The 11,417-nt window shown below is 55.7% G+C and carries 8 protein-coding genes; 5 read left to right on the plus strand and 3 right to left on the minus strand.

What is annotated here, in order from left to right; genetic code table 11:
• Positions 1-207 precede the first annotated feature (207 nt).
• Positions 208-1,287, minus strand: coding sequence for a hypothetical protein (locus AC2FFH_RS18930; protein ID WP_496779891.1), 1,080 nt, complete (start codon positions 1,285-1,287; stop codon positions 208-210).
• A gap of 283 nt (positions 1,288-1,570) precedes the next feature.
• Here AC2FFH_RS18930 and AC2FFH_RS18935 point away from each other — a divergent pair, with 283 nt between their 5' ends.
• The 5 genes from AC2FFH_RS18935 (at position 1,571) to AC2FFH_RS18955 (ending at position 8,552) form a co-directional block, all read left to right on the plus strand.
• The gene (locus tag AC2FFH_RS18935; protein ID WP_496845085.1) at positions 1,571-3,046 is read left to right on the plus strand and encodes an NAD-dependent succinate-semialdehyde dehydrogenase; all 1,476 of its coding nucleotides are present in this window, start codon (positions 1,571-1,573) and stop codon (positions 3,044-3,046) included.
• Between the two features lie 128 nt (positions 3,047-3,174).
• Positions 3,175-5,358: an esterase-like activity of phytase family protein gene (locus AC2FFH_RS18940; protein ID WP_496845086.1), complete on the plus strand. Its 2,184-nt coding sequence runs from the start codon at positions 3,175-3,177 to the stop codon at positions 5,356-5,358.
• 199 nt (positions 5,359-5,557) lie between these two features.
• Positions 5,558-6,859: a DUF3300 domain-containing protein gene (locus AC2FFH_RS18945; RefSeq protein ID WP_496740826.1), complete on the plus strand. Its 1,302-nt coding sequence runs from the start codon at positions 5,558-5,560 to the stop codon at positions 6,857-6,859.
• A 1-nt stretch (position 6,860) separates the two neighbouring features.
• Positions 6,861-7,751: a DUF2950 family protein gene (locus AC2FFH_RS18950; RefSeq protein ID WP_299665347.1), complete on the plus strand. Its 891-nt coding sequence runs from the start codon at positions 6,861-6,863 to the stop codon at positions 7,749-7,751.
• A 543-nt stretch (positions 7,752-8,294) separates the two neighbouring features.
• Positions 8,295-8,552: a hypothetical protein gene (locus AC2FFH_RS18955; RefSeq protein ID WP_496770925.1), complete on the plus strand. Its 258-nt coding sequence runs from the start codon at positions 8,295-8,297 to the stop codon at positions 8,550-8,552.
• 100 nt (positions 8,553-8,652) lie between these two features.
• Here AC2FFH_RS18955 and AC2FFH_RS18960 read toward each other — a convergent pair whose 3' ends face one another.
• Both AC2FFH_RS18960 and AC2FFH_RS18965 read right to left on the minus strand, forming a co-directional pair.
• On the minus strand, positions 8,653-9,471 hold the full coding sequence (locus tag AC2FFH_RS18960; RefSeq protein WP_496770923.1) for a nucleotidyltransferase domain-containing protein: 819 nt from the start codon (positions 9,469-9,471) through the stop codon (positions 8,653-8,655).
• Positions 9,472-9,582: 111 nt separating this feature from the next.
• Positions 9,583-11,417 (minus strand): TniQ family protein (locus AC2FFH_RS18965; RefSeq protein ID WP_496845087.1); only part of this gene is annotated, 1,835 nt, incomplete at its 5' end.

Below are 11,417 nucleotides of genomic sequence, written 5' to 3' on the forward strand. Positions count from 1 at the left end.
AACTAATTTTGTGCTCTTCGCCAATCTCTCTTGCATCTGAGCCACTCGGTATTGGCGACACGATGCAAAACGCGAACGCGCAACCCCAAATTCCAATGACAAGAACCGCGTTGGTCCCCAAGAAAATCCCTAACAGGCACAGAAAAAGCGATGAGTACCCAACTATGCGGGCGATCTTGTTGCGAACGGTTTTGGTAAACAACTACCTCAGCCCCCATACAGATTCTTATCGTGCTTCTCCACAATCGAGGCGAACCGGCGGGCAAAGCGTTCATCTGCCTTAGCCTTTTTCTCCAGCACATCACGGGCAAAGACCATATGGTCCTCATGCGCCTCAAGCATATCGGCCATTTTCTGGTTGGTCGCGGTGCCGATGGCGGCCATGGCGGTTTGCGCCTCTTGGTCGGTCTGCACGCCGATCTCGTTGATGCGGTGGGCCACGTCCTGCTGTTGCGCGGTTTTCAGCGATTTGGTCAGGGCGTCATACAGCACAACGCGTTGTTGCGTGTCTGTCTGCAGTTTGTTGATCAGCACCATCTGCGTCGCCGCCTGGTTCTGTAGGGAGTCGACCCAGGTCTTGCCCTTTTCGATGTAGCGCTCCAGCGTTTGTGACTTGGCCAGCTTGACCTGCTCTTCCTGAACCTTGGCATTGTATTGCTTGTTCAGCTCGGCCAGTTCGGTTTCCAATTGGGTCCGCGCGGCCGCGTCCTGTTCGACACTGATCTTGTTTTCCAGAGTGATGATCGTCGGATCCATATCCTGAATCTCAGCCCGCAGCGCCTCTAGTTCAGCAACAGTAGCCTCGCGGTCGTCCAGCGTACCGGTCAGGTTTTCCTCGACCTTCACCCGCTGTTCTTCCAACAAGGATAGCTGCCCTTGCAGCAATTGAACGATTACGTCGGATTTGGCGATCAGGTCCTGCAACTTGTCGTCGATATTGGCCGTGCGCATGCGTTCCTGCCGCATCGACTCGGATTTTCCTTTCGAGAAGATGCCGACAAACGTCTCCCACCCGGATTTCGAGCGCATCTCGTCGAAATCCTTGGAAAAGGCGCTGGTGACGTCGTCCAGACCCATGATCAGCTCAGCGATATTGGCGTTCATCACCTCGGTATGGGCGTGCACATCCTCAAGCGTGGCGTTTTCGATGTCGATGTCGGCCTCGGCAGAGCCGATCTTAGAGCGCGCGGCTTCAATCCGGGATGTCAGCCCTTCGATCTGAGACTGGCTTTCGCGCACTTTTTGCTGCGTTTCCTCAATCAACGCATCAAACTGCTGGTTCGACATCTGTCCTATTCCTTTTTAAATTATGCACCCAACAAGATAGGAGATGTTACGATCATTTACATCCCCTTGGGCATCCAATCCTGTGGAACTTTGGCAAACTCCGCCAAAAAAAGATAGGCGGGTTGACACTTTGGCCTCAGATCGCATGAATGCGCCCCGGTAGGCAAAAAACGTCACGTTTACCAAACGAAAACTGGATTGATCTGACCCCACGGGTGGCCATAGACAATCCGGGAGACACATGTTTGAGTGCTAACAAATTTTTATTGCCGGAGGCTGACCCATGCTGGACGCGACAACCGACCTGAAATCAATCCTGAAAAACCCCGATCTGCTTGTAACCAAAGCCTATATCGGCGGTCAGTGGGTCGACGGGGACAATGGCACCTTTGCCGTGACCAACCCGGCGCGCGGCGACGTCTTAGCCGAAGTCGCAGACCTGAGCCGCGCGCAGGTCGCCGGCGCGATCGCACAAGCTGAGGCCGCGCAAAAGGAATGGGCCAAGCTGACCGGCAAGGAACGCGCCGTGATTCTGCGTCGTTGGTACGACCTGATGATGGAAAACGCCGAAGATCTGGGCAAGATCCTGACCGCCGAGCAAGGCAAGCCGCTGGCCGAGGCCGTTGGCGAGATAGGCTATGGCGCGTCCTTCATCGAGTTCTTCGGCGAAGAGGCAAAGCGCGTTTATGGCGAGACGATCCCCGGTCACCAGCGCGACAAGCGGATCATGGTGCTGAAACAGCCGATCGGTGTTGCGGCCTCGATCACGCCCTGGAACTTCCCCAATGCGATGATCACCCGCAAGGCAGCTCCGGCGCTGGCAGCAGGTTGCGCATTTGTTGCGCGCCCGGCCAAGGAAACACCGCTGTCTGCATTGGTCATGGGCGTTCTGGCCGAACAGGCTGGTATCCCGGCAGGCGTGTTCAACGTTCTGCCGTCCTCCAGCGCCAGCGAGATTGGGAAGGAATTCTGCGAAAATCCCGGCGTGCGCAAGCTGACCTTCACCGGCTCGACCGAAGTGGGTCGTATCCTGCTGAAACAGGCCGCTGATCAGGTGATGAAATGCTCGATGGAACTAGGCGGCAACGCGCCGTTCATCGTGTTTGACGATGCCGATCTGGATGCGGCCGTCGAAGGCGCGATGATGTGCAAATTCCGCAACAACGGCCAGACCTGCGTCTGCGCTAACCGCATCTATGTGCAGGCCGGTGTTTACGACGAATTCGCGGCCAAGCTGAAAGCGGCGGTCGAAGCACTGAAGATCGGCGACGGCCTGGCCGAAGGCACAACCACCGGCCCGCTGATCAACGCCGAAGCAGTGGTCAAGGTTGAAGAGCACATCAAGGACGTCACCGACAAGGGCGGCGCGGTTCTGACCGGCGGTCTACCGCATGATCTGGGTGGCACCTTCTTCCAGCCGACGATTGTGACTGGCGTGACTCAGGACATGATGGTCGCGCAGGACGAGACCTTTGGCCCGCTGGCACCGCTGTTCAAGTTCGAGGACGAAGACGATGTGATCGCGATGGCCAATGACACCATCTTTGGTCTGGCGTCCTACTTCTATGCCAAGGACCTGAGCCGCGTATACAAAGTGGCCGAGGCGCTGGAATACGGCATCGTCGGCGTGAACACCGGTATCATCTCGACCGAGCTTGGCCCGTTTGGAGGTGTCAAACAATCCGGCCTGGGCCGCGAAGGCAGCCATCACGGCATGGAAGATTATCTTGAAATGAAGTACGTCTGCCTGTCGGTCTGATCTGAAAAGGCCCCGGAGCACAGCGCCGGGGCCACTACGTTTGTCACAAAAGTGCAAACAAACCGTCACATCCCTGCAATGCCTTCCGTTCATCCCCCTCTCATCCAAGTGAGAGAGGATACCACCCGATGTCGTTGCGCTGTGTCTGCCTGACATCTGCCCTTGCCCTGACCGCCGGTCAGGCTGTGGCAGAAATGAATTTCAACCGAATTGCATCTTTCCCCGTCGTCAAGAACATGGCCGAGGGCGCGGATACCACCCGCGAAACCTCGCCCGAGATCATCGCAGCGACTGCTGATGGCATGACGCTGGTCTATACGGACAGCCCGCTGGGCATGATTGGCATGGTCGACATCACCGACCCTTCGAACCCGGCGCCTCTGGGCGCAATGGAGGTGGGCGGTGAACCGACCTCGGTTGGGGTCGTTGGCACGACGGCTTTTGTGGGCGTGAACACATCGGTAAGCTACACCGCCCCGTCGGGCAAACTGATCTCGGTCGATATTGCGGGCAAGACCGAAACCGGCGCCTGTGATTTGGGTGGTCAGCCCGACAGTGTCGCGATTGCCCCGGATGGCAGCTTTGTTTCCGTAGCCATCGAGAATGAGCGTGACGAAGACTTGAACGACGGGGTCATCCCGCAGCTGCCCGCCGGGACACTGGCGCTGGTGCCGCTGAAAGACGGCGCACTGGAATGCGCGGGCATGAAGATGGCTTCGCTGGCAGGTCTGGCCGAGGTTGCCCCCACTGATCCCGAGCCTGAGTTTGTCGACATCAACACCCTGGGTGAAACCGTCATCACCCTGCAGGAAAACAACCACATCGCGGTTGTCGACAAGGATGGCAACGTGATCAGCCATTTCTCGGCAGGCAGCGTGGATCTGGATGGTATCGACGCCACGGATGAGCGCGGCGCGCTGATCTTCACCGAAAGCCAAAAGGATCGCCTGCGCGAGCCGGATGCGGTGAAATGGATCGACGACAACCATTTCGCAACCGCCAACGAAGGTGACTACAAAGGCGGCTCGCGGGGCTGGACGATCTTCCACAAGGACGGCACAGTCGTATATGAAAACGGCACCGATTTCGAGAAAGCCATCATCCAGATCGGCCACTACCCTGACAAACGCTCGGACGCCAAAGGTGTTGAGCCTGAAAGTGTGACCGCAGCGACCTTCGGTGACACACCAATGATCTTTGTAGGAGCCGAGCGCGCCTCGGTCGTGGGTGCCTATGACGCCACCGATCCGGCCAACCCGGTTCTGAAACAGCTGCTGCCTTCAGGCATTGGTCCCGAAGGCTATGTTGCGATCCCGAAACGTAACCTGCTGATCTCGGCTAATGAAAAGGACCTGATCGAAGACGGTGGCCCGCGTGCACACGTGATGATCTACGAATATCAGGACGCCCCGGCCACCTATCCGCATCTGACGTCCGCAGGCACGGATGAGCTGATCGGCTGGGGCGCGCTGTCCGGTCTGGTAGCTGATGAGGACGGCATAATCTACGCGGTCAACGACAGCTTTTATGGCTTCCAGCCTTCGATCTTTAAGATCGACCCCAGCCAGCAGCCCGCCCGCATCGTGGACGTGATCCGCATCCACCGTCAGGACGGCAACCCGGCACAGAAGCTGGATCTGGAGGGCATCACGCTGGACGGTAAAGGCGGGTTCTACGTCGCCTCCGAAGGGCGTACCGACCGTGTTATCCCGCATGCGATTTACCACGTGTCCGCTGATGGCCTGATCAAGGATCGCAAAGGCGAGATCGGCCTGCCACCTGAGCTCATGGCCGTCGAAAAGCGCTTTGGGTTTGAAGGCATCACCCGCGTTGGCAACACCCTGTGGATGGCCGTTCAGCGCGAATGGAAGGACGACCCTGAAAACCACGTGAAACTGGTGGCCTACAACCTTGAGACCAAGGAATGGGGCGCGGTGCACTATCTCAAGGCGGACCCGGAAGAGGGCTGGGTCGGTCTGTCGGAAATCGTGGCCTTTGGCGACCACGTCTACGTCATCGAACGCGACAATCAGCATGACCACCGCGCCGTGACCAAAAAGGTCTACCGTATCCCGCTGTTAGAGATGACCCCGGCCCCGTTGGGCGGTCCCCTGCCCGTGGTCAGCAAGCAAGAGGTCCGCGACCTGCTGCCTGATCTGACCTCGACCGGTGGTTACGTTCTGGACAAGATCGAAGGCCTGGCCATCCTGCCCTCGGGCGAGGCGTTTGTGATGACCGACAATGACGGCGTCGACGATGCCTCGGGCGAGACGATGTTCTGGTCGATTGGGTCGGTGACTGGCGGGAACTAAACTCAACAGGAAAATGCAGAGAAGCCCCGCACGAAATTGTGCGGGGTCATTTGTTTTCAGACGTCAGCTATGAGCCCAAAGCGAACGCTCGCTCAAACTTGGTTTGGGGGACATTATTATTCCAAAACCGTCTATTTGACTGACCGGTTGCCAGAATCGCAGTCTTAGGTGATCCTTCAAGAAATCGAAGGATCGCAATATGTTTAGGTTTCTATTAATTGCATTCGGTATTTGCGTATCTACTTTCGCGTTAGCGCAAGAGTCGTCCGAAGATGTGGCGGGAAAAGATGATACCTCGGCAACCTCGTCCAGCCTGCTAACTGATGCTGAGTTGCAGACATTGGTCGCCCCGGTTGCTCTTTATCCCGACACGTTACTCATACAGATATTTGTCGCGGCCACCCAGCCATTGGAAATTGTTAAGGCTGAGCGGTATTTGCTGGATAACGCCGACCGCGACCCCGTTGAACTTGAGCCGGAAATCGAAGCAATGGGATGGGATCCTTCTGTCAGCGTATTGGCGACGGCGTTTCCCGAAGTTGTTGGTCAGATGGCCACCCATATCGACTGGACCGAGACAGTCGGCACAGCCATGTTGGCCCAGTCCGATGATGTGATGGATGCGGTGCAGGTCATGCGGGATCAGGCAATTGACAGCGGCGCTCTTGTTTCAGGTCCCGAGCAAACTGTCGAAGTGTCTGACGACGACACAGTAGTAATTACACCGACAGAACCCGAAACGGTATACGTCCCACAATACAATCCCGAGACGGTTTATACTGGCCCGTCAACCGGGGATGTTGTGGGCGCAGCACTACTAACGTTTGGCGCCGTTGCCCTGATCGACGAAATTTTTGACGACGACGATGATTGGTATGACTATTGGGGGTGCCGAAATTGCGGTGGCTGGGGCGGTGGTCCGATTTACAGAAATCCAAACATCGACATAGACGTCGATGGCAACGTCAATATCGGCAATGATATAGATTTAGGTGACCGAACGGATATCGGATGGAACCCCGATCCTGACCGGCAACAGGAGGCCCGGAACAAAATAGCGGACCATAAAAGACCTGAAGGTGGCCGCGGCGACTTGCCGGTTAGCCGTCCTGACGGTCGCACGGATGAGCTGCGTGCAAAGTTGAGCCGAGAATCTGGTGCTGCAGATATTAGCCGGGACCGCGGGGCGGCAGCAGCTGCGGTCGGTGCCGGTGCGGGGGCTGTAGCAGGCGGGGCATTAGCGAACCGGAGCAACGCAAATCGGGATAAGGCCGCTGCAAAGCAACAGGCCATTGATCGTACCAAACGTCCAGATGCGGCGAAAAAGCCAGTCGCGCAAAGACCGCAGACCGCCAAAAAGCCGCAGGCGAAGAAAGCCGCATCGACGCAGCGCAAGCCCGCGGCATCCAAAGGGCAAGCGATGAAGAAAAAGGCGTCCGGCAGCAGAACTCAAAGCGCGTCCAATCGTGGACACGCCGCTAAAGGCAAGCGGAGACGGTAAGATGCGTAGATCAGTATTTTCAATTTTGTTGCTTGCCGCGACCACAAGCCCGGCTCTCTCTGAAGGAGCCAGATTTGATACGCCGCAAACCGCACTGGATGCTTTTGTTGATGCGTTGAAGGCTAATGATCAGAGCAAGCTGATCGAAATTTTCGGGCCTGAAGCCGAGGATCTGGTTGGAACGGGTGATCCGGCGGAAGATCAAGAAAGAAGGCAGGAAATGCTTGGCATGTATGCCGAGGGGTATCGTTTCCGGCCTGAGGACGATGGCGTTGTACTTCTTCTGGGTGAAGACGGTTGGCCTTTTCCTATCCCAATTTTGCGAAAAGATGATGGTTGGCGCTTTGACCTGGAAGCTGGGATCGAGGAACTTTCAGCTCGTGAAATAGGCTTGAATGAGTTGGAAGTGATCGAATTGCTTGAGGCCTATGTTGATCTGCAGGCAGCTTTCCGGCTTGTGGACCATAATGGGAATGGCGTTATGGAATTCGCTCAGACGATCATTTCTGATCCCGAAGAGCAAAACGGTCTCTTCTGGCCTGGAAAAGACAGCTTTGTCGGTGCGGCGCTTGCCCGCGCCGCAGCTTCGGGGTGGAGTGACGGTCAGGCTGACTATGAAGCCGAGCCGTTTCTTGGCTATTATTACACAATCCTGCAAGAGCAGGGCCCTAACGCTCCCGGGGGTGCCTACCCTTATTTCGCCGGGGATCACTTCGTTGCAGGACATGCCTTGCTGGCAATACCGGCAGACTACGGAGAAACTGGTGTCCATTCCTTTCTGGTTGGCGAAAACGGCATAGTCTACGAGGCAGATTTTGGCCCGGAAACACTCAGTATTGCTGCTGAAATTACTGCCTATGATCCAGACACTAATTGGTCACCGGTCGAGTAATGTTTGGATTGATAGTGGCGATTAAGCTCTGATGCTTTGCTGAGGCCACTATTTGCGGATCGTGTAACAAGCTTCAGTTCGATGGTTACGTGTACCCGAACAAGTTCAGCCTGGATCGCTCTTGCAACACACATTGTAACGGCCAGCAAATTGCCCATCTTACGGTTTGATCCATTCTTCTGCCTTAACACGTTTCGAGTCAAAGACTGAAAAGTCCGCAGAGCGGTCTTCTTCGATCGGATATCGAATGGCAGGTTTCGCGACCACCGCATGAATTGCAGCGACGTAACAATCCACGAACGTCGCAGTACGGGTGTTATGTGAAGCGATCTCTGGTTGAGTGGTCCGTCCGTCCACAGCCTACCGGCCCAATCACCTAACACCACATTGAGCGGCTTTTTTCCGCCCCATTGATCTTGTTCGCCCAGTCCGATATTCAGACCGGCTGCGTTTTCGGCCGTCTATCCGAGCCCAGCCCAAAACCAACGAGCCAACCGATGGAGGGTGCCATGTAGTTCAGAAACTGCATGAAAGGCCAATGACATGGCCCATTACAAACGCAAACGTCCCCGTACCGTGCTTGGGAACGGGTACTCACGCCTAGGTCTGAGCCGTCGTCTCGGAAAAGACCTTGATGATGTCCGGTGGCTTGGCAATTGGCCACGCTATCACGACATCACCTGTCACACGCGTCCAACGAGACGCAAAACCAAGGCTCTTGCGTTCGGCATCCTGAAAGGCGCTGATCCTGACGACCTAGTCTGGCCCGATGGGCGCAAGCCCCACCACTATTATTGGTGAGTATGTGCGGCGGAAGCATTCCATAACTCCGCCGCGCACTTTGGCTCAGGTGGCCGTTGAGACGACCGAAGCAGTTTGGCCCGTTGCGGCCATCGTTAGATCACGAACCGAGTCCCGCGTCTTTTCTCACTATGTGCCGCAGCAAGTCATTGCCCTCGGCCCTAAGGTCGAGGCGATCTTCGTTCTTTTTCATCACAGTTGCCCACGCTATTTGATCGTGTATGAATTCATCAATGACCGCTATGCGCTGTCCACGACCCATTTCCTTGGTTTTGCTTTTTAAAGTCAAAAGCCTGTCAATGTGCCCTACTAGGTTGGGAGACAGGTCCTGATATTTCATGAGATCATGCAGGTTCATGGGCGGTGGCGTGTCGGGTATCTGCCGGATCCACGAGATCGCCATAGCGGGTCGCAGTATGTAGAAATACGTTTTGAAGCTCACCTCCTGGCTCTCACCAACATGCTTGTCCCACTGTTTCTGTGCCAAGTTGCGATAGTGGTGCAGACAGGATTCTCCAAAAGTCGTCTTGGCTGCGAAGGCAATCAGCCTTTCACATGCCGCGTCACTCCATCTGTACCTAATAGGGCTGGACAACCATTCCAACATCACGGGATTAGGTTTGATCAACAAACCAAGTGCTTTACGAATATCCCACCCGTTTATGTCCCAATCGCCCTCAAGGGGCAGTTCGATGACATCGCGACCGGGCTCAATACTCAGATACCAGTCTGGCCGATGTACATAGATGAAGCGTACATCGTAGTCGCTATCGGGAGACGGGAAACCCCATGCACGGCTGCCGCTTTCAATGGCGAACAGCACTCGGACATCATGATCCGCTTCTAAAGCGGTAAGCTTAGATTGGATGACCTGCTCGATCTCAGGCGAAACGCTGGGCGCGAAAGTTAGACGGTTCATTGGGTTTCTCGCAGTATCAAGACGGCCATCTGGAAAGGTACATCATGGTTTTGTTAACAAGACCTGGGGGAGCAACCACGGCGCTGTGGCTACTGAAACCGTCGGATCAGATTAACTCGTAACTCTGTTCGCCAGTTCACGAACTATTCCCTGTGTCTCTTTCGGATAAGCGCGAACAAACCCGGCGTCACAGGGGATCGTCTCGATTTCTCTTCGGTCCAACGCCCGAGCCAAATGGATCGCTGCGAGCTCAATGTGCTCTGCCATTTGGCCAAGCGTCACATACACCTCTGCAAACGCCTGAATGCTCTCTTCAGTGATGTAACACCGGTAGTGCTGCGTGTCCGGGTTTCGTGCTTTTATCTGCTTCAGATATCCACCATCCCTTAACCGTCGGATAGAACCGACGCTAATCCTCAGGCGTGCCGCCGCATCCTTAAGCGACAGATCGCCGGAAAACACGCGCTCCGATTTTTCCAAGGTCTCAGTGTAGTCGATCAGAATTCCTGCCAATCCGTCAACGTCCGGGTCTCTCGATACACCGGTCAGTCGGCCTGCTGCCCAATCAGCAACAACGCGAGCCAGGGGCAACCAGCTCTGTTGGCAGTATTCTGCGAGTGGCAGCCTATGACGCGTCGGTGATGCAACGCGCAGGCCTTCAAGCTGAGTCAGCAAGGTCTGCACAGAGGAGGATGTCACATAGCGCAGAGACGTTCCAAAACGATGGGCTTCCAGAACATTCTGCCGGATCAGCGACTTCACCTGAACCGGATGGATATTGAGCTGCGTCGCGATGGATTTGATATTCTGCAACCCAGACCAGAAATCGAGCACGGCAGCCAGATCCTCATGGCTGACATCCTTCATGTTTAGCAGGTCGCTCGCGTTTTGACCGCGAAGATGGGCGAGAATGCCTCGCACCCGAACCTCGCCGACTCCATATAGCTCCCGTACACGTTCAAGCGTGATGAGTTTGGGTGCTGAGATTTCCGTACCCAGGACTTTCGCGCCGGTCTGCAGCGGATAGTTCTCCCGTACGAAATCCTGCACGCAAGCCCTGAGCTCCGCTGTTGCCGGGTCCTCTTCAGTGTCTTTCAGCCAAGTATAGAATTCGCCCATATCTGTTGTGAAATAAGACCGCTTGGAGGAAGGTCGGCGCCTGGCACGCGCCAGCTCAGAATTCAGGGTGTCCGGTCCATTCTTCAAAACCTCGAAACCAGCCGACATGGCGGTACGCTCCTGGTCGAAGTTCAAATCCGAACGACTAACGCCTCGACCCATGGCAAGTGTCATGCCTAATGTAAGAGCGGCTTGATGAAGATGTGTCAGGTCCAAAGAGTCTAACCAGTCACCACAAACTCCATTCTTGATACGGCGGCTCAGGTAAGTTTCAAACGAGGATCGCCCATGTGTTTTCGCGACCTGAGCGGCCTCCAAGATCAGATCCCTATGACGCTCCACTTGTTCAATCACGTCATAGGTGAGATGTGCATGCGGTGCATTGGGAAGCTGGAGTAACGGAACGCCGTGTTTGGCACAGGTCCCGATCGGCAGCACCAACCACTCGAGAAGTTGAAACGCGCTCCCGGGACCAGAAGCCTCCATAGCCTCCACAATACATCTCGGACAAATGCGGATGGTTGCACGCCGTAGCGTACCATTGGTGGCTGATGACAGCCCGACGAGATACCGGCAGGGACCAATCAACCTGGCCGCTCCTTGATCCAGTGTGTTAAGCGGCACACTGGTTAGCAGTGACAACGTCTCCAACTGGTCCAAATGCGCCGAGCAGATATGGGGCCATCGCATTCCAAGATCCGAGCAGAAATCACGGGGCGTGCTCGTGAACAGTCGGGCCAACCGAGCAACGTGTCTGACGTCAGCACCAATGGGACAGTTTAAGTAGATTTGATAAGAGAGGGTTTCTGGCTCATCGTAACCGCCAA

Source organism: Ruegeria sp. YTSC003 (genome assembly GCF_059609785.1).